The organism is Lysinibacillus sp. IITD104, assembly GCF_036698265.2.
GTDB lineage: Bacteria > Bacillota > Bacilli > Bacillales_A > Planococcaceae > Lysinibacillus > Lysinibacillus boronitolerans.
The window spans coordinates 2,115,121-2,132,602 of record NZ_JBAHYH020000001.1; the positions used below are offsets into that span (position 1 = coordinate 2,115,121).

Genomic DNA, 17,482 nt, shown 5'->3' on the forward strand with positions numbered 1-17,482 from the left:
ATGAACATCCGAAAGTTATTGGCTACAGCAACGAAGTCAGTTGAACTTTTATATGATCGTGAGGCTATTGTGAAGCGGTATGAAGAATATGAAAAACCAAACGGTTCAACGTCCCAGAAATGGGTCACTAAACACGAAAAAATCCCTTGTCGATTATCGACAGTAGGTATGCAGACGTTAAACAATACAGCACAAGATGATGCAAATCAGATTACTTATGATGCTAAGTTATTTCTTACATCAGAAGTTGATATTTTAGCAGGCGACGAAATAACAGTACAGCTCTTTGATGGTGAAATACTAATTATTACAGAGGAGTTTACATCCGCTAAAAAGCCTTTTTTATATGTAACCCATCAAGAAGTATTACTAACAAAGAAGGTATATGCTTAATGGCCTTTGAGTTTGATGAAGTAAAGCAACTCGCAGAAAAGATGAAAGAACTGACTATTGCTTCGGGTAAAATCCATAAGAAAGTAGCTGAAAGAGTTGCGCAATTAGCCATCCGTAAGGTTAAAATGCTCACCCCAGTTGATACAGGAGATTTACGGAACAATTGGAAGTATCACATTTTAAAGCAAGGCGATACTTATAAAATAGTCATTTATAACAATGTAGAATATGCGTTGTTTGTTGAGAAAGGCCACCGTATAGTAATAGCAGGCCGTACAGTAGGCTTTGTTGACGGTCAGTTTATGTTAGAACTGACAGAACAAGAAATGGAGAGACTGGCACCCCGGATGTGGGAACGTGAAGTTGAGAAGGAGTGGAGGCGTATCTTAGGTGAGTAATGTAACAGAGGGAATTAAGACGCTTGCTATTATGCAAATACGTACTCTTTTCCCATCAATGAAAGTTTATGATAAACCGATTAAGCAGGGCTTGAAAGTACCTGCTTTTTTAGTACGTATTTTTAATGTGCATCAAGAGCGAGGAATGAAGTATCAAGCAAATCGTACCTATTCGTTTAGCATGGTTTATTTCCCTTCTACAGACGATATAGACGAGGAATGCCTAAATGTATTAGAAGTCGTGCATAACAACTTTAAATACCTCGCTGACAGGTTTCACGTACATGAAATTGATGGTGAAATAGTAGATGAAACGCTTGTAATTAAATATCAAGTCAAAGCTTGTCTACACGACATATTAGAAGAAGTGAAAATGAGAACATTGGAGGGCGTTGATTTTGACACAAGAGACGACAAACAAAACAAACACGAAGAAGCAGCCGGAGAATAAAAAGTTCTCTAAGGTTGCTTTTTTAGAGTCCGCTTCTTCCACAAAAGCTCGTTTAGAGTATGAGGTAGTGCTTGAAGATGGTAAAACCTATACGAAAAATGAAGCTGATAAATTGGTCGATGAGTGGAAAAAGAAAGGGGTTGGAGCTTAATGGGTGGTATGTGGGAAACACAAAATAAAGTACGACCGGATGCGTATATCAATTTTGAAACTAATAGCTTAAATACGATGGGGCTAGATTCAAATGGCGCTCTAGTAATACCTGTAATGTTCGATTGGGGAGAAGTTGGGAAGTTTATTAAACTTTCTTCTAACACTAAATTTCGGGCTTTATTTGGTAAATCACTAGATGCTATTTTACCAGTTCGTGAGGCATTTAAAGCTACAAGTAACATCTTTCTTTACAACTTAAATGGATTAGGTGAGAAAGCAAAGGCAACTGCCGAAAGTTTTACTGTGACTGCGAAACATGGAGGTACAGACGGTAACAAGATTCATGTTACTGCAACAGTAGGGTTAGATGGCTCTACAACAGTAAAAACATATTTTGATGCTATTCAAGTTGACTCTCAAAAGGTGTCCACTTTCGGAGAATTAAAATCAAATGATTATGTAGTGTTCAGCGGATCTTTACCAACAGGAGATGCCACATTGACGTTGGTTGGTGGAACTACAGTAGCAGCTACAAACGAATCTATATCAGAGTTTGCTTCTGCATTAGATACATTAAATTTTAAGGTTGTTGCTTACGGAACTGATGACAATACTACAAAAGCTTTATTGTCTTTAAAATCAAAAGAGTTTCGTGAACAGGTTGGAAAGAGGGTAACTTTTGTAACGAACAATTACAATGTAGCAGACCATGAGAGTACCGTATCTATTAAAAATGGCGTCACTTTGGATGGTGGAGAAGTGCTAACAGCAAAAGATGCTGTATATTGGTTTGCTGCAGCATTTGCCGCTTCTACAGTAGGATCGCTTACCTATGCAACATACCCTGGGGCGATTGAGGCAGAAGCGATGACCAATGATGAGATTATTCAAGCATTAAAAGACGGCCATATTGTTTATTCATTCAATAATGATGAGGTTGTGGTGGAGCAAGATATTAACACATTCCGTTCATTCACACCGAAAAAAAATCAGGATTTTCGGAAGGGGAAGATTGATCGTGGCATGTCGATTATCGAGAACAACGCTCGACATATTTTCCGTAAATACTTCATTGGTAAAGTGAATAATGATTCAAATGGCCGTGATTTATTTAAGAAACAACTTATGAAAACTGTTCTTGATCCTTATGTAAGACTAGGTGTAATTGATCCGTACTTGCCAGAAGATATTGTGATTGAACCAGGTGATGAAAAAGACGCTGTGTTCGCAGTCTTAGGTGTCAAGTTCATTGATGCAATGGAAAAATTATATATGCGTGTCGAGTGCAAATAAGAAGGAGGTAAGACTCAATGACAGCAAATGTTATGCAAACAAAAGACGCCATGTCCTCACGTGAAGGCTTGGTGTTTATTAATATTGATGGACAAACATTCGAATTTGCTGAAATTCTAAAATTTAAAGCAGAAGTAGAATACAACAAAGTGGAAGTAAAACGCCTAAATGCGCGTATGGAGGGTTCAAAGATTGTTGGAGCTAAGGGTGTTGGAGAAACGACTATTTACTATCATCGACCAGAAATCCGATCAATGGCTTCAGAATATTTACGGTCAGGTAAGTCTCCAATGTTTGATGCAACAATCGTCAATGCTGATATTACGAGTGCTGCTGGCAAACAAACAGTAGATATTCGAAACATAGTGCCTGACAAAACTTTACTAACAATGCTTGATGCAGACAGCGCCGATACATTAAAAGACGAATTCCCATTTACATTTGACGATTTTGAAATCTTAAACCAATTCAGTGTTATCCAATAAGGAGGAACTTATAAATGAGTAATTTTAAAGCTTTTATGAAAGAAAATGTACGTCAAGCAGATCCAGTAGAACTGAAATTAGAAAGATTTACAGAATCAATTAAATTACGTCCTTTAACATCTGCGGAGTCCGATTTAATTAATGACCGTTGCTTTAAAAATAAGCCTGGTAGAAAAGGGCGCCAAGAGCGTGTGTTTGATCCAGTCGCTTATAACCGGGGTATTAGTGTTGCTTCGATTATTTATCCGGATTTAAACGATACAGAGTTACAAAAATCATATGGAGTTAAAGGTGCTGAGCAATTGTTTGGTGCAATGTTCTGGGTTGGAGAAGCATCTCAAATTTCTGAAAAAGTATCAGAGATTAGTGGTTTAGATCATGCTTTAGAAGATGAAATAGAAGAAGCAAAAAACTAATACAGGGCAGTGAGGATGAGCGTGACGGACTAGCTTTCTATGCACACGTTGCGCTTCATCGGTTCAATATACTGCCCAATAGCTTTTTGAATATGGATCGTAAGGAAAGGGCATTTATCATTGCGAGCTTGGATATAGAGCTGGAAAAAGAAGCAGAAGCGGCAAAGAAATAGTATATTTATGCCAATACTGTATAGTGAAATCCCTCCAAGTTATGTATATTTGTGTATGAGGAGGGATACACATGGCTCAAAATAAGGTGCTTGCAGGAGATTATGAAGGAAAAAACATAATGATTGGCCAACAGGGGTTCTTCAGTAAAGAAGAGGTTTTTTTATTCACAGGATTTACTAAAAAATTTCCTTTAAATAAAGAAACTGTTGAATCTTATGAATTAATTACGGAAGAACATAGAAAAAGTGCAGTAAGCGGCGTGACTCGGGGATTAGTTGGCGGAGCATTATTAGGACCTGTCGGACTCTTAGCAGGCTTATCTGCAAAAAATAAAGGTACACATACATTGGTTATTGAGTTCAAAGATGGCAAGAAAAGTTTGATTGAAGTTAATGAAAAAATTTATAAGTTATTGATGCAAAAAATGTTTTAAGCACTCTTATTGAGTGCTTTTTATTTTGGCTAGAGAGGAGGACGATTAAACTGTCTGTACGCACAACAATGTCATTAACAGATAAAATGACTGGCACTCTTCAAAAAATGATGAAAGCAATGAATAGTACCATTAGGGCAATGGAACAAATGCACACAGCATCTAATAGAGCTAGTGATATGCGCAGTTTGCAGAGAGCTCGGCGAGACATAGAAAGTGCAAGTGCTTCTTTTGAGCGTTTAAGATCAAGTGCTAGGTTGGCAGGTAGCGAGGGGCAAACTTCAGGAAATAGATTAAGAGATAGTCTAAATGGAGTCCGAGATAGTGCGAATTCGGCCACCAGTAGCGTACGTATGTTGTTAACTAATCTATTGGGTTTTACAACTGCGTACCTATCTATTCAAGGCATTACTAACGGGTTTAGTAAATTTACACAAGCATCTGATAATTATTCAAATACTAATGCCCGTTTAGCTAATATTAACGACGGATTGCAGACCCAGAAGGAGTTGCAAGACAAGATTTATAGGGCATCTCAACGAAGTTTAAGTTCATATAACGATACAGCGTCAAGTGTTGCTAAGTTAAATCTATTAGCTAAAGATGCTTTTGCAAGCAATGATGAAGCTTTACGTTTTACAGAGCTTATGAATAAATCATTTAGCGTATCAGGAGCGGGGACACAAGAGAAACAAGCAGGTATGTACCAATTGACACAAGCGATGGCTTCAGGGCGACTACAGGGCGATGAATTTCGTTCAATAATGGAAAATGCTCCGCTCCTAGGCCAAGCGATTGCTGATGCTACAGGTGTTGGAATGGAAGGCTTGAAGGATATGTCGTCAGATGGTGAAATTACTGCTGATATTATTAAAAAATCTTTATTTGCAGCAGCTACGGAAATTGAAGACAAATTCAATAAAATGCCACTGACATTTGCTGATGCTATGACAGTCTTGAATAACTGGGCACAGCGAGCTTTCGAGCCGTTATTCGTACGTTTTAGACAATTTGTAAATTCCAATGCTTTCGGAACTTTAGCAGGGCATGCAATGGTGTTTATTAATCTTTTTGTATCAGGGCTATCATTTGTATTCTCGATTCTTGAGGCATTGTATAACATGATTGGGGCTATAGGCCAGTTTATGTATGATAATGCTAGTTTGGTGGTACCTATTTTAGTTATTTTAGGAACGATTATAGGATCAATAGTAGCAATACTAGCAACTAAATATGCAATATTAGGTTTAATTAGAGTAGCCACTCTTGCTTGGGCAGCGGCACAATGGGTTGTAAATGCTGCATTTCTTTCAAATCCAATAACGTGGGTACTTATTGCCATCATTACAGTAATTGCCTTAGTAGTAATGGCCATGGTTATGTGGGGTGAAGAGACTGCCACGGTAGTTGGGTTTGTAGCAGGCATTTTCGCAGCATTAGGAGCCTATATCCTTAATCAATTTATAAATATAGCAAATTTCTTAACAATTTTTGCCGAATTCTTTATTAATTTATTTATTGATCCCGTTTATGCAGTAAAAAAATTATTTTATGATTTGGTTATGATGGTAGTCGAAAATATGTCAGCTATGACAGGGAGTTTTGATAGTGCTGCAACAGCGTTAGGAAATGCCTTTGTTGCAGGCGTTAACATTGCTATCAAGGCTGTAAATGGATTAATCACCTTAGTTAATAAAATACCTGGTGTTAATTTCGGTAAAATAGGTGAGTTACAGACTGGTAAATCAAATGTTATTACAAAGCATTGGCAGAACTTTGCTGCAAATATTAAAGCTCCAACCAGTGATAAAAACGTAGTTAGTTTGTCTAAGACCAAGCTCTTTAGTATCCCAGATACTTTTAATAAAGCAAACGAATGGGCATATGACGGTATGATGAGCGCTGCTGATAAAGTGAGTGGCTTAGTTGATAAGGCAAAAAGTTTAGCTGGATTAGGTAAAAATGATAAAAATAAAGAAAATCCTTTTCTTGATAAAGCAAGCTTAATGGACGACGTTGTAAAAACCGCTCCTTCTGAATCTGGATTAGGTGCAGCAGGAGATCCAGACAAAGGAAAATTAAAAGGTGGTAAGCTTGATAAGGTCAAAAAGATTGAGGACAAAATAAACCTTGCAGACGAATATCTTGAGATATTTAAAGATATAGCAGAGGGTAAGGCGATTAATAACATTGTATCTTTAACACCAAACTTACAGGTCCATAATAAGTTTGAGGATACCACAGGTAGCAAAATGGAGAAGATGCTTAATAAATTTGGTGATTTGTCTAGGGTAGGCGGCAATACAACGGAAATTAATGATCTCGTATCCCAAACATTAACCTCTCCGTCAAGAGATGACGTTGCAGTGTCAAAAGACATCCGTGAAAATGTTTCCGCTTCACCAATTACCAACAATAACAAAACCATAGTACAGCATATTAAAAGTGATCCTAAAATTGAATTTTCAGGTGATATTCATAAGGATGTGGACTTGCAGGAACTAATCAAACAAATTGTTAAGTGGTTAAAAGATGAGCAAGATCGTTCAGTTGAGGGGGTATATACATGATAGGCATCTATCTTAGTGCTAAAAATGATACCGAGGGCTTTCGTATACCTGTAAATCCGCCTGAACTCCCTTTTAAAAATACCGCCGATGGTGAAGAATTTTCCATCGCTAAAAAGGGAACTGTTAATGTACCTAAACCAATGAAACTAACAGAGTTTGCATTCTCATCATTTTTCCCTGCTGATGATACACACTATGCAGAAACTCAATTCAAAGAGCCTCAGATATATATAGACCAGATAAACAAGTGGATGGCCGCAGAAACGGTTATCCGCTTTATTTATGTTGGTGGTTCCTTTTCCGTTAATGAATTGGTGACAATTGAAAGCTTTGAACCAAAGGATCAATTTGGCACAGAAGATGTAGATTACACGATTTCTTTTAAAAAACATGTGCCGTTTGGTTTTAAAAAGATGGAAGTAGTAAAAAAGAATGCTGCTAAAAAGGGAGCGGCCACTAAACAGGCAGTAACAGTGGCTAAAAAGGAAGCTCCGCGAGATAATCCTAAACCTGTTCCACAGACTTATAGTTTAGTAAAAGGGGATTCGCTTTGGAAGATTGCTCAAAAGTATACAGGGAATGGAGCAAACTACAAGGCGCTACAATCGTTGAATGGAATAAAGGACAGTGAGTTAAGGAAATTACCTATAGGTCTAAAAGTAAAAATACCGCCTGAGTGGACAGCTAAGAAATGAGGTGACAGGTATAGAAGTATTAATCGACAATCGTGATGGAAAGATATATGAAATCCCTGTCACGTCAATTAGTTGGAAAACAGAAAAAACAGGAAAAGCTTCTGAACTGAATGTTAATCTGTTAAATCCGAAGCCACTCGAAAATAAAATTATATCTGGTGCGATTGTAAGGGTGACTGATGAGAAGCACAAAATTTTCTATGGTTATTCATTTAAAGCTGGATTGGGGAAAAGCAGCGAATTTAAGATTACTGCCTATGATCAACTGAGGTATTTAATGTTCAATGACACGTTTGTCATGAAATCAATGCAGTCCGAGGCGGCTATAGCTCAAATATGCAGTCAAGCAAAATTAAAATTAAGTGTATCTACGAAGACAGGCTTTAAAGCACCAGCAATGATAGAGGAAGATAAAAAGGCCTTAGATGTCATTATGAAATATATTGATTCGGCTATTGTAGCAACCAATCAAAGTTTTGTTTTCATGGACGATTTTGGCTCGCTTGGGCTTCATAATATTAAAGATTTAGTTATTCCACCTACTGATTTTTATATAGGTGAAGAAAGTCTTTTGCATGATTATGATTATTCCATCTCTATAGATGATAGTTACAATCGCATTAAACTCGTTTTAGATGATAAAAAGGCATCAAAGAGACGGGTATTTATAGCGCAGGATAGTAACAATATCGCTAAATGGGGGCAATTACAGTATTACGAAAAAGTAGATGAAAATATGACGAAAGCGCAAGTTGAGAGCTTACTAGATGCATTACTAGCTGTACACAATAAAGAAAAAAAGAAACTGTCTTTGAAATGTTTAGGTGACTGGCGTGTACGAGCAGGCAAAATGGTGTTTATCTTCATCGAAAAGCTAGGGTTAAAGCAATTGTTTTTGGTGGATGCTTGTACCCATGATTGGACACCTAAAGTTCATACAATGTCATTAGAATTGAAGGTGATATGATGAGTTTACTAGATTTAATCAAAACAACAGCCATGGCTGCCTTCCAAGCATCCAATCCAGTCAATATCGTTGTAGGCGAAGTAATTGAATCGAAGCCCCTGAAAATAGAAGTCCATTCCAAGCTCATCTTAACGGATGAGTTTTTGCTTGTTGCAGAGCATTTGACAAGGCATGAACGTATAGTTTCGCTTGCTTATGAAGATGCACAAAATTTTTCTAGTGGTCGTATGGGAGATTCATTGAAACAAGCAAGTTCTTCACGAAAAAATATAGGGGAATCGGCACCTAATCCTTATGAAAAATACGAGATGAAATACGCAAAATTTATTTATGAAGATGGACTTAAAATTGGTGATAAAGTTGTGCTCCATAGAGTGCAGGGCGGTCAAAAATATTTTGTATCAGACAGATATAAGGAAGGTGATAGTGTATGGTAGTCCCAACAGAGGCAATAACAATAACCCCAGAAATTGAGGTAATCGAAGCCGTTGAATTACCCACTCGAACATACCACTTGGATTTCAAAAAAGGGTGTTGTACAGGATTTATTGATGGTCAGAAAGCAATGGAACAAGCAATTTTCAAAGCTTTAAATACCATCCGCTTTGAACATCTTATCTACACAAATAACTATGGTTTTCAGAATATGGTTGGTTATGATGAATTGTATGTAAGAGGAGACTTAGCTAGGCGTATACATGATGCAGTCCTACAAGATGAGCGTATTACATCATTAGAAAATTTCAGCCTTGAATTTACTTCAAAGGAAGATGTATTAGTGACTTTTACTGCTCGTACTATTTATGGTGATGTAAGTCTCTTGAAGGAGGCGATAAGAATTGCTTGATTACTTAGAAGCTCAATCTTTTGATAGTATCTTAACAGCATTGCTTGAACGGGTTCCAGATGACGTTGATAAGCGAGAGGGTAGTGTCATATACGATGCACTTGCTCCATCAGCGTTGAAACTTGCTGAGACTTATTGGGATATGGCTATGCTCTATCGTCGCACTTTTGCTGCTACGGCAGACGGTGATGATCTTGAAAAGCGTGTAAATGAGCATGGAGTTGAGCGAAAAAAAGCAGGTAAGGCTATTCGTCGTGCTTTGTTTACAGATGGTGATGGACAACCACTTGATGTGTCAATAAGTAGCCAATATCGTTTAGATGAAATTGTATATACGATAATTGAAAGGATAGAAGCGGGTGAATTTAAAGCCGAAGCTCAGACAGCTGGATCCGTTGGAAATAAAGATTATGGCGAAATGCTCCCTTTAGAGGCAAACAATCAGTTAGGGAAAGCGATTTTAGCAGATGTCCTTGTGCCTGGTGAAGATGACGAAACAGACGAATCCCTTTATCAAAAGTTTTTAGACCATATTCGTGAGAAAGCTTTTGGAGGGAATCGTGCTGATTATAAGAAAAAGTTAAGGACCATTCAAGGTGTAGGTGGTGTTCGTTTAAGGCGTGCGCCATTTGGAGGGGGAACAGTAAAGGCTATTATTATTGATTCTGATTTTAATGTACCGACACCAGAGTTTGTATCCTATGTTCAAGAGATTATAGATCCAATCGAGTTTAAAGGTGAGGGCTACGGCACGGCACCTATTGGCCATGAAGTCACCGTGGAAGGTGTAGGAAAAAATGATATTGTTGTTGAAAGTGAACTAATTCTTAATGGAGTAACAATTGGGCAAATCGAGGCACAAATAAACGAAACTTTAGAAGAGTATTTTGCAGAACTACGTGCAATTTGGTATAAGGATTTAGACATTAATGTGCGGATTACCCATATTGAAGCGAGACTTTTGGAAATCGAAGGAGTAGAGGATATTACTTCAACCACGTTAAATGGGCTTGATAAGAACATCAATATGATTGAAGATATCCCTGTTCTCTCACAAGTAATACTGAGGGAAGTGAGTACATGACCAATCTCTTTTTAGAGGAATTACCACCTTACTATAAAAATATTAGAGAGTTTCGTGAGATGTCCAACACAGTTACAGCAAGTTGGGACCAACTTGACGAAGCTCTTTTTGGTATGGAAAATGATCAGTTTATTTTAACATCAAGCGAAACTGCTGTTGCGATGAGAGAAAAAGATTTCGGGATTCGTGCTGACTTGAAAAGTGAAACATTGAAATTTCGCAAGCTGAGATTACTTGCTCGTATGCAAGATAAAGCGCCCTATGTACTTGAACACTTAATTAAGGTTCTTACTAATTTATTGGGTGAAAATAAACATCAAATTTTACTAGACATTGATCATTTCGAAATGGAAGTATCCATTGATGTAGAGCAAACAATTTACTATAAAGAGGTAATAAATATAATTGAGCGTATTGTGCCTTTGAATATAGACTTAATGGCGACAATACTTGCTATTAAGGATTCTTTAGTGTTGATCGCTGGAACATATGCTTGGAATTTTAACAATAATCGTATATGTGGACGATTTAAAACAGGTTCAAAATCAGCAATCATAGGCAAAGAAAATGTAAGTGTACGAGATGGATCGTATGCTTTTTTACTTCGCGCACGGACTTGTGGGCGATTTAGAGCAGGAGGTGGATTAGTGTGAGCGAAATACAGCCTTTATTAATACAACTTACAGAAGCAATTTTAAGTAATTTGGTAGTTGGAGCAAAGGTAACAATTGATGGGGTGGTTTATGATAAACCTATTTCACATACTAGTGATCGTTATGGATTGAGAAAATATGTGAAATTAACAACCGAAAAAGGTCTTATTACTCGAGTAGTTTTAGTAGATTCGATGGACCGAGAGCTGTACGTAAAAAATATGAATTACCAAAAAGGCGCGCAGGGTTATACCATTGCATTCCCACTCACACTTGAAGCAAAGGAAGTGAAAGAAAATGGCTGAATTTATGACAGGAGAAATTCCTTTGAATTTTAAAACAAATCCATATAAACGAGTGGAATGGGAGGATGATTTAACTGACCCCAACACTGGTGAAGTGCTAGAAGAGGGCACGATTTTTTGGGCGGAATATGGAAATAATCTTGAGTGGGGTCTTTATAATGCATACCGTTTTTTGATAGAACAAGCTCGTCAAATGCAACGTATACAAGTTCAACTTGAGTTGGATGGCCGTGTTCCAGAGAACAGCGGGACATTTAGTGATACATTGGATGGCAGCTCAAATAAAATCAGCTTAGATAAAGCCTTAACGGACATTATTGAACCTGTGGCAGTTGGTACAACTACTTTAATAGTGGCTAGTGTTGATGGTTTTACACCATTTACGCAAGTCACTATTTTTGATGATGATCACAGCGAGGACGTTGTGATTACAGCTGTAGGCGAAGCCACAATTACGGTATCAGCGCTTACTAATGCATATAAAAAAGGTGCTAAAGTGGCTCGAAGTAATGTACAAATTGATACAGTCAACTCTGAGATGAGTGTTGGTAATTGGCAGACGTTTAATGTTGAATTAGTGGAGGTGGTATAAAGTGACGCAAAAAGTATTCACATCAACAGAATCAACAAATCAATCGCAGACTCTTATAGTAACCCTACCAAATTTGGTGAAAATTAATTCTGTTAAAGTTGATACAGGTAATGCTGTAGTAAAAGCAGTTAATGGGAACGAAGTTACACTTTCCATGTCTGGCGGTGCAAAAAAAAGGAGCGTGTGGACTGGTGGTACCTACACTCCAGCAGATAACAAAACAGTAACAGATTCTCGATCAATTTCAGCAAGTTGGGCGACAGGGAGCGATGGTGTAGTTATTCGTGCGAACACTGGGGGTTCTCTTCCCGATTCCTTAAGTTATAATAGTTCTGGGTACACAGGCACGTTGAATCGCGTGAATACCGTTACAACTGGCGAGTATGTTAATGCAGCATATAACGCGATTATGAATCCAGTAGGAACAAAAATGCCGTATGTTAATCTATCCTACAGCGGAACGCAAAAATACGAGTATTCCGGGACGGTGACAAAGCCGGCCACTGATACGCGAACTTATACGCATTATTATCAATATGTCGTCACCGTGGATTATGAGGATAACAAGGCACCTACGGTAACTGTAACTAGTCCTGAAAACAATATAACTTTGTATGAAAATGATACCTTAAACGTGACAGGTACAGCAATCGACCAAGACCCAGACCAATCAGTTACTGTTTATTATCAAATTGATGATAATCCCAAAAAGGTCCTAGCAACAAATCTAAGTCAGATACAAATATCCTTATCAAAGCAGCTCACATTTAAGGGTGGTAAGCTGTATGATGGCGAAACAGTCCTGACTGAAATGCTTGCAGAGGGTATAGAACATAAATTAAAGGTTTGGGCGATTGATAATGAAGGAGCACAATCTACCACTGTGGAACGTACATTCTATGTAGTGCCTAACCGTGCTCCATTACTTTCAGTGGACACCATCATACCAGGTGGAATCATTGATACTGATAAATTTAAAATTAAAGGTTCCGCAGGCGATCCAGATGCAAATGCAAGTATAAAAGTATCGTACCGTATTAATACAGGAAATCCTGTTCAAATTTACAATGGTCCAGGTGGAACATGGGAACTTGAGATAACACTTAGTCAACTTGCTGTTGGTGAAAATACGATTGTGGTTGAGGTAATTGACAACTATAATGCTAAGACAAGTAAGACGATAAAACTTAATAAAAACACAGTAAAAACACCTATTTTGCAATCTGTTGCTCGATATAAAATTGAGCCTCCAAAGGGATCAGCAAAGGGTGTTTTATTATTTATTGAGCGTGACGCAGATTTGGTAGTAAAAGTCGAGTTGTCAATGACTTTGACAGGAGAACAGGAACAATACATCACCCTCACACCAGTTAATACTGCACCGACAAATAGTGGCACTGTAGAAGATACTTTCGAACACACAGTTTCAGAAGAGAAGCAAAACATTATTCTGAAAATCACACCATCACGTACAGATTTATCGTTCAATCATAAAATTCATCTTATTTCGGGGGTGGTGGACTAAATGCCATTTGAGTACAAAGTACGTAATCCAGACGGAACTATTGGTGGAATAAAAAAATTCGGGATTGAAGAAACAGCAGAGGAAAAGGCTGTTCGTTTAGAGCAAGAAAATAAATTATTGCTTGGTAGCATGATGGAAATGTCATCTTATATGGCAATGCAAGAACAACGTCTTGAAGGACAAGAAAATGCTATTATGGAACTTTCCACATTAATTGCAATGTCGCTACCTGGAGGTGAAAATGATGTTTAATGAAAACAGTGGCTTAGTCGGAATTTGGTGCAATTTTGTTAAAACGAATCCAGACAAGCGCGAACAGGTACCTAATCTATCTAATTTACGTGAAGTTGTATATAAGAAACTAGACGAAGGTGAAACGCAAGCATAGGCAAAGTTTTATTTTTATTGTCAAAAATAGAAGGAATTCCTTTCTTGTTTCCAGAATTATTAATGTAGAAATAAAGGAGGATTACCACATGTACAAAGATGAAGATTTTATAAAATTAAGTAAGAATTATGATGTTAAAATTACAGAAGTCAATCAAAGTTCTTTTGACCAAGAAGAATCTCTTATAGAAGTGGTCACAGAATTGAATGATGAACAGTTATTAAAGTTCAAAGAAATTTATGGTAATTCTAACTTTGGAAACGAAAATGGTTTAGAGTTTAAAGTTAGTGATCATAAAGTTACTTTAAAAGCTGGAAACGTGAATAAATTCAATAATGTGTTTTCGTTAATAAGTAGTTATAAACCTAATTATTTTTAGCACTCTTTTTTGAGAGTGTTTTTATTTTAGGCTATGAGACCAATCAAGATGGGCAATGTTACTTAATCTCAATGCTTCTCATGGTACATTAACTTTTTGTCTAAAATATTTAACCTAAATTTAATGTTGATAGAATATACTAGAATTGGGGAAATAAATTTTGAAGATCTACCGCTGACGGATCGCCGTATGCGATGAAAGTCGCCTGTACGGTGAAGGCTCGTTATAAATCCGATAGGTATAAGACGAGAATAGCACAGTTTTAAGTTCTGCAAGCAACACATCTGGGTCACTAATTGCTGTTGTGTTGAGTGGAACAAACATTCCATTACCTAATGCTCAACAGTTAAATAATGTAACTGTAAATGGTGCAAATGATATTTTCACAGTGCAACAAGCAGGAACGTATGAACTTGAGTATCATGTTTGCCTTACTGCGGAAATATTTGTGAGTTCTAGATTATTAGTAAATGGCACTATGCTTACGGATAGCGAGGTAACGCCATTAACAAGTACGGATTATTTAACTAGAAAACTTACAACAGTAAACCTAAATGCAGGTGATACTATAAGTTTGCAATTGTACGGATTGTTAGGCGTTGCTACATTAGTTGGAAATGATTCTACTAAAGCTACATCATTAAGTATTATGAAGAAATAGTCTTAATATCTTTTCAAACCTTCCACAGTTATTGTGGAGGGTTTTCTTTATGTTCCAGCAATGCACTGTGCCGAGCAGTGCTATTTTTATTAAAGTAGGTGACCTTATGTCCATTGAAATTGGCGTGTTAATAGCTGTAGGTTCGTTTATTATCAGCTACTTAACATTAAATCGAAACCGAGACAAAGATGTAAAAAATGATGCATCTGATTCGGCTGTAATACGCACGAAATTAGACAATATTAACGCTGGAGTAGAATCTATCAGGATTGATATAAAAGCCCAAGAAATGCGTGTTACAGGGTTATCAGAACGTGTAATTCGTGTAGAGGAATCAAGTAAACAAGCACATAAACGTTTAGATAAAATGGAGGGTATTACACATGAAAATTAACTGGAAAGTACGTTTAAAACATGGGCCATTCCTTGTGGGTGCATTTTCATTGCTACTGTTATTGATTCAACAAATTGCAGCTTTATTTGGATTTGATACTACGATTTACAATGAGCAAGTAACAGATATTTTTAATACTGTGCTTGCTTTATTAGTTTTATTTGGTGTTGTGAGTGATCCAACAACACCAGGGCTAAATGATAGCGAAAGAGCTATGGGGTATTCCCGAAAGGATGATGTGAAATGACAAGCGTAACTCAAACATGTCGAGATTTAAGCGAATTAACTGCAGCTGCTCAAACAGCATGTCGCCTATTGTTCCAGGAATGTTACAAAGCTGGGATCGTGGACATTTTTATTACAGAGACATACCGCAGCCAAGCACGTCAAAATTATTTACATGAGCAAGGACGTACAAGACCAGGGCAGAAAGTTACTTGGACATTAACAAGCAATCATACATCACGTAGAGCCTGGGATATTGCCGTAGCTCCGCCTCGTGATCTATATGATAAATCTACATTGTCAAAGGTCGGTGTAATCGCCAAAAAGTTAGGGATCACATGGGGAGGGTATTGGCCTGCTGGACAATATGATGCTCCTCATTTCGAGATTCCTACATCTTGGTCAATACCAAAAGGATACAAGTTAGAAGGACAAGTAATTGTTCCATCTAATAGCAAATTAAAAGTACAACTATTTGTTGAAGATAAACCAAAAGAAAAGGATGATGATGTTATGAAATTTACAAATCCAACAACTGAAAATGCAGTACGTGATTACATTAAACAGGCTGTAGATAAAGGCAAGATTGATAAGTCTTGGCTTGATAAATTCGATCAAGGTACGATGACAAGTGGTGATTTTGAAGGTTTGAAAATTATCATTGCACAACGTAGCGCTTAATAGTAAAAGCCTGTTACAATTAATGCAACAGGCTTTTTTATTCTTCAATTGTCTCATCAAAAGTTTTCCTTCCTGGATTTATTTTATTAACATGAACATTTATTTTACTTATTGAATCTACCGTTAAAGGTATTTTTCCATTATGCTCGATTTTTTTCCACACCTTTACATTACTCCTGTATAGATATTCTGATAAACGATATACATCAGCATCTAGTTTTAGACCTTCTTGATACGTTTCTTTAATTTCCTTTTCTATTTGTTGAGCGATATTTTTTCTCACTTCATCCGTAGTAATTTTTCCTTTAAATCCATTGAGTATTCCTTGTATTTTGATATCAACTTCAAATTGAACTTGATTGTTTTTATTAACAATTGGTTTAACTTCGAGATTTAAATGATCTAAATCGATAGTTAGATAATCCCTTTCACCACCTTCTATTTTAATTGTGACTTCTCCCCGACTTGTCTTGTCATTCATCCATTGATTCCCTCTTGTGGAGGAATCTGTAATAAAACCTTTAACCCCATCTTTTGAGAGAATACCTATGCCAGAAAAAGAGGTTTCCTCCGTTTGTTCCTTATCATTTTCCCAATTTTTCATTATTTTCACATAAGGTATACTAACCTCATGGCTTGGTTCATTTAAACCAATAATTAATTCCCTCAAATTTATAGGTTGAACAAATGATAATTGTTTATTAGTACTAAGTGGATTACTTAACTTTGAAGCTGTCATAGAATTTCGCAATATTGGTGTTACTAGCATTAAGTCATTAATAGGATCCTTTGTGCAATAGACCCAGATATGATATCTCGTCTCTCGAAAACGAATAAAAGTATCAATAACAGGAATGCTTCGTTCATTTTCCATGGCACGTTCTGAGAATATTAGGTATCTCATATGCCCCCAAAAGATCTCTTGATCAGATGAACGATACAATTTATAAATCGCTTCTTCAATTGTTTTACCTTCAGCATACCCGACTTCAGCAGGTTCAACATCACCGCCCGATTGCTGTGATCTAGCTACATCAGCAAAATTGATAATTTGTAAGTAAACTTTATATTTATCGTCTTCAAAATCAACCCCAACGGCATTGATATAGTACATTCTTTGAGGTTCCGTTACATCCCAACAGCCTGCCAGGAGCAGAGTAGAGGATAAAATAAGAAATAATAATTTATTCATTGTCATTTTTTCGCCTACTTTTATTAATAAAGTGTACCTTTAGTATTCGCCTACCGTTTTGGTTCTAAACTATAAAAAAAAACACTTTTGTACTAGGGAGGCAAATAACAGTATTGTTGATAAAACAG

25 protein-coding genes and 1 pseudogene are annotated in these 17,482 nt (G+C 37.0%); 25 read left to right on the plus strand and 1 reads right to left on the minus strand.

Going from position 1 to position 17,482, the window contains the following annotated elements:
• The 25 genes and pseudogenes from V1L66_RS10735 (at window position 1) to V1L66_RS10855 (ending at window position 16,162) form a co-directional block, all read left to right on the plus strand.
• Window positions 1-393 (plus strand): hypothetical protein, encoded by a 393-nt coding sequence (locus tag V1L66_RS10735; RefSeq protein WP_036075114.1) that lies wholly within the window; start codon window positions 1-3, stop codon window positions 391-393.
• Complete coding sequence (locus V1L66_RS10740; RefSeq protein ID WP_036075115.1) at window positions 393-791, plus strand: HK97 gp10 family phage protein; 399 nt, start codon at window positions 393-395, stop codon at window positions 789-791. Before V1L66_RS10735 ends, V1L66_RS10740 begins: the two co-directional genes overlap by 1 nt.
• Window positions 784-1,242: a DUF6838 family protein gene (locus tag V1L66_RS10745; RefSeq protein WP_052125288.1), complete on the plus strand. Its 459-nt coding sequence runs from the start codon at window positions 784-786 to the stop codon at window positions 1,240-1,242. The genes V1L66_RS10740 and V1L66_RS10745 overlap by 8 nt, the downstream gene beginning before the upstream one ends.
• Window positions 1,190-1,393: a hypothetical protein gene (locus V1L66_RS10750; protein ID WP_036075116.1), complete on the plus strand. Its 204-nt coding sequence runs from the start codon at window positions 1,190-1,192 to the stop codon at window positions 1,391-1,393. The genes V1L66_RS10745 and V1L66_RS10750 overlap by 53 nt, the downstream gene beginning before the upstream one ends.
• A complete protein-coding gene (locus V1L66_RS10755) occupies window positions 1,393-2,688 on the plus strand; it encodes a phage tail sheath subtilisin-like domain-containing protein (RefSeq protein ID WP_036075117.1) in 1,296 nt (431 codons plus the stop codon). The genes V1L66_RS10750 and V1L66_RS10755 overlap by 1 nt, the downstream gene beginning before the upstream one ends.
• Before the next feature lie 17 nt (window positions 2,689-2,705).
• Window positions 2,706-3,173, plus strand: coding sequence for a phage tail tube protein (locus tag V1L66_RS10760; protein WP_036075118.1), 468 nt, complete (start codon window positions 2,706-2,708; stop codon window positions 3,171-3,173).
• Between the two features lie 14 nt (window positions 3,174-3,187).
• Window positions 3,188-3,589, plus strand: a complete 402-nt coding sequence (locus V1L66_RS10765; RefSeq protein ID WP_036075119.1) for a phage tail assembly chaperone — start codon at window positions 3,188-3,190, stop codon at window positions 3,587-3,589.
• Window positions 3,590-3,833: 244 nt separating this feature from the next.
• Window positions 3,834-4,196 carry a hypothetical protein gene (locus V1L66_RS10770; protein ID WP_036075121.1) on the plus strand — a complete coding sequence of 121 codons (363 nt, stop codon included), beginning with the start codon at window positions 3,834-3,836 and terminating at the stop codon, window positions 4,194-4,196.
• 68 nt (window positions 4,197-4,264) lie between these two features.
• The gene (locus V1L66_RS10775) at window positions 4,265-6,766 is read left to right on the plus strand and encodes a tape measure protein (RefSeq protein WP_036075124.1); all 2,502 of its coding nucleotides are present in this window, start codon (window positions 4,265-4,267) and stop codon (window positions 6,764-6,766) included.
• Window positions 6,763-7,461 (plus strand): LysM peptidoglycan-binding domain-containing protein, encoded by a 699-nt coding sequence (locus V1L66_RS10780; RefSeq protein WP_036075127.1) that lies wholly within the window; start codon window positions 6,763-6,765, stop codon window positions 7,459-7,461. The genes V1L66_RS10775 and V1L66_RS10780 overlap by 4 nt, the downstream gene beginning before the upstream one ends.
• Window position 7,462: 1 nt before the next feature.
• Entirely contained in the window at window positions 7,463-8,428 is a 966-nt protein-coding gene (locus V1L66_RS10785; protein ID WP_036075129.1) for a hypothetical protein, read from the plus strand.
• A complete protein-coding gene (locus V1L66_RS10790) occupies window positions 8,428-8,865 on the plus strand; it encodes a DUF2577 domain-containing protein (RefSeq protein ID WP_244905115.1) in 438 nt (145 codons plus the stop codon). The genes V1L66_RS10785 and V1L66_RS10790 overlap by 1 nt, the downstream gene beginning before the upstream one ends.
• Window positions 8,859-9,275: a DUF2634 domain-containing protein gene (locus V1L66_RS10795; protein ID WP_036075134.1), complete on the plus strand. Its 417-nt coding sequence runs from the start codon at window positions 8,859-8,861 to the stop codon at window positions 9,273-9,275. The genes V1L66_RS10790 and V1L66_RS10795 overlap by 7 nt, the downstream gene beginning before the upstream one ends.
• The gene (locus V1L66_RS10800; protein ID WP_333004216.1) at window positions 9,268-10,359 is read left to right on the plus strand and encodes a baseplate J/gp47 family protein; all 1,092 of its coding nucleotides are present in this window, start codon (window positions 9,268-9,270) and stop codon (window positions 10,357-10,359) included. Before V1L66_RS10795 ends, V1L66_RS10800 begins: the two co-directional genes overlap by 8 nt.
• The gene (locus V1L66_RS10805; RefSeq protein ID WP_052125289.1) at window positions 10,356-11,012 is read left to right on the plus strand and encodes a putative phage tail protein; all 657 of its coding nucleotides are present in this window, start codon (window positions 10,356-10,358) and stop codon (window positions 11,010-11,012) included. Before V1L66_RS10800 ends, V1L66_RS10805 begins: the two co-directional genes overlap by 4 nt.
• Window positions 11,009-11,317, plus strand: a complete 309-nt coding sequence (locus V1L66_RS10810; RefSeq protein WP_036075138.1) for a hypothetical protein — start codon at window positions 11,009-11,011, stop codon at window positions 11,315-11,317. Before V1L66_RS10805 ends, V1L66_RS10810 begins: the two co-directional genes overlap by 4 nt.
• Window positions 11,310-11,909 (plus strand): integrase, encoded by a 600-nt coding sequence (locus V1L66_RS10815; protein WP_333004217.1) that lies wholly within the window; start codon window positions 11,310-11,312, stop codon window positions 11,907-11,909. Before V1L66_RS10810 ends, V1L66_RS10815 begins: the two co-directional genes overlap by 8 nt.
• A gap of 76 nt (window positions 11,910-11,985) precedes the next feature.
• Window positions 11,986-13,434, plus strand: a complete 1,449-nt coding sequence (locus V1L66_RS10820; protein WP_333004385.1) for an Ig-like domain-containing protein — start codon at window positions 11,986-11,988, stop codon at window positions 13,432-13,434.
• Entirely contained in the window at window positions 13,435-13,686 is a 252-nt protein-coding gene (locus tag V1L66_RS10825) for a hypothetical protein (protein ID WP_205444760.1), read from the plus strand.
• Entirely contained in the window at window positions 13,679-13,822 is a 144-nt protein-coding gene (locus V1L66_RS10830; RefSeq protein WP_333004221.1) for a hypothetical protein, read from the plus strand. Before V1L66_RS10825 ends, V1L66_RS10830 begins: the two co-directional genes overlap by 8 nt.
• Before the next feature lie 88 nt (window positions 13,823-13,910).
• A complete protein-coding gene (locus tag V1L66_RS10835; protein ID WP_333004222.1) occupies window positions 13,911-14,201 on the plus strand; it encodes a hypothetical protein in 291 nt (96 codons plus the stop codon).
• 280 nt (window positions 14,202-14,481) lie between these two features.
• A pseudogene (locus tag V1L66_RS10840) lies at window positions 14,482-14,862 on the plus strand (BclA C-terminal domain-containing protein); the annotation flags it as partial.
• A gap of 49 nt (window positions 14,863-14,911) precedes the next feature.
• Entirely contained in the window at window positions 14,912-15,256 is a 345-nt protein-coding gene (locus tag V1L66_RS10845) for a hypothetical protein (RefSeq protein WP_333004223.1), read from the plus strand.
• Window positions 15,246-15,503, plus strand: a complete 258-nt coding sequence (locus V1L66_RS10850) for a phage holin (RefSeq protein WP_333004224.1) — start codon at window positions 15,246-15,248, stop codon at window positions 15,501-15,503. Before V1L66_RS10845 ends, V1L66_RS10850 begins: the two co-directional genes overlap by 11 nt.
• Entirely contained in the window at window positions 15,500-16,162 is a 663-nt protein-coding gene (locus tag V1L66_RS10855) for a M15 family metallopeptidase (protein ID WP_333004225.1), read from the plus strand. Before V1L66_RS10850 ends, V1L66_RS10855 begins: the two co-directional genes overlap by 4 nt.
• Before the next feature lie 37 nt (window positions 16,163-16,199).
• On the opposite strand, the gene V1L66_RS10860 is transcribed toward V1L66_RS10855, so the two are convergent.
• Window positions 16,200-17,360 carry a Ger(x)C family spore germination protein gene (locus V1L66_RS10860; RefSeq protein ID WP_333004226.1) on the minus strand — a complete coding sequence of 387 codons (1,161 nt, stop codon included), beginning with the start codon at window positions 17,358-17,360 and terminating at the stop codon, window positions 16,200-16,202.
• Window positions 17,361-17,482 lie beyond the last annotated feature (122 nt).

Coding starts and splice junctions, on each gene's coding strand:
- V1L66_RS10735 (WP_036075114.1), top strand. CDS start 1: ATGAACATCCGAAAGTTATTGGCTACAGCAACGAAGTCAGTTGAACTT.
- V1L66_RS10740 (WP_036075115.1), top strand. CDS start 393: ATGGCCTTTGAGTTTGATGAAGTAAAGCAACTCGCAGAAAAGATGAAA.
- V1L66_RS10755 (WP_036075117.1), top strand. CDS start 1,393: ATGGGTGGTATGTGGGAAACACAAAATAAAGTACGACCGGATGCGTAT.
- V1L66_RS10760 (WP_036075118.1), top strand. CDS start 2,706: ATGACAGCAAATGTTATGCAAACAAAAGACGCCATGTCCTCACGTGAA.
- V1L66_RS10765 (WP_036075119.1), top strand. CDS start 3,188: ATGAGTAATTTTAAAGCTTTTATGAAAGAAAATGTACGTCAAGCAGAT.
- V1L66_RS10770 (WP_036075121.1), top strand. CDS start 3,834: ATGGCTCAAAATAAGGTGCTTGCAGGAGATTATGAAGGAAAAAACATA.
- V1L66_RS10775 (WP_036075124.1), top strand. CDS start 4,265: ATGTCATTAACAGATAAAATGACTGGCACTCTTCAAAAAATGATGAAA.
- V1L66_RS10780 (WP_036075127.1), top strand. CDS start 6,763: ATGATAGGCATCTATCTTAGTGCTAAAAATGATACCGAGGGCTTTCGT.
- V1L66_RS10790 (WP_244905115.1), top strand. CDS start 8,428: ATGAGTTTACTAGATTTAATCAAAACAACAGCCATGGCTGCCTTCCAA.
- V1L66_RS10795 (WP_036075134.1), top strand. CDS start 8,859: ATGGTAGTCCCAACAGAGGCAATAACAATAACCCCAGAAATTGAGGTA.
- V1L66_RS10805 (WP_052125289.1), top strand. CDS start 10,356: ATGACCAATCTCTTTTTAGAGGAATTACCACCTTACTATAAAAATATT.
- V1L66_RS10815 (WP_333004217.1), top strand. CDS start 11,310: ATGGCTGAATTTATGACAGGAGAAATTCCTTTGAATTTTAAAACAAAT.
- V1L66_RS10825 (WP_205444760.1), top strand. CDS start 13,435: ATGCCATTTGAGTACAAAGTACGTAATCCAGACGGAACTATTGGTGGA.
- V1L66_RS10830 (WP_333004221.1), top strand. CDS start 13,679: ATGTTTAATGAAAACAGTGGCTTAGTCGGAATTTGGTGCAATTTTGTT.
- V1L66_RS10835 (WP_333004222.1), top strand. CDS start 13,911: ATGTACAAAGATGAAGATTTTATAAAATTAAGTAAGAATTATGATGTT.
- V1L66_RS10845 (WP_333004223.1), top strand. CDS start 14,912: ATGTTCCAGCAATGCACTGTGCCGAGCAGTGCTATTTTTATTAAAGTA.
- V1L66_RS10850 (WP_333004224.1), top strand. CDS start 15,246: ATGAAAATTAACTGGAAAGTACGTTTAAAACATGGGCCATTCCTTGTG.
- V1L66_RS10855 (WP_333004225.1), top strand. CDS start 15,500: ATGACAAGCGTAACTCAAACATGTCGAGATTTAAGCGAATTAACTGCA.
- V1L66_RS10860 (WP_333004226.1), bottom strand. CDS start 17,360: ATGACAATGAATAAATTATTATTTCTTATTTTATCCTCTACTCTGCTC.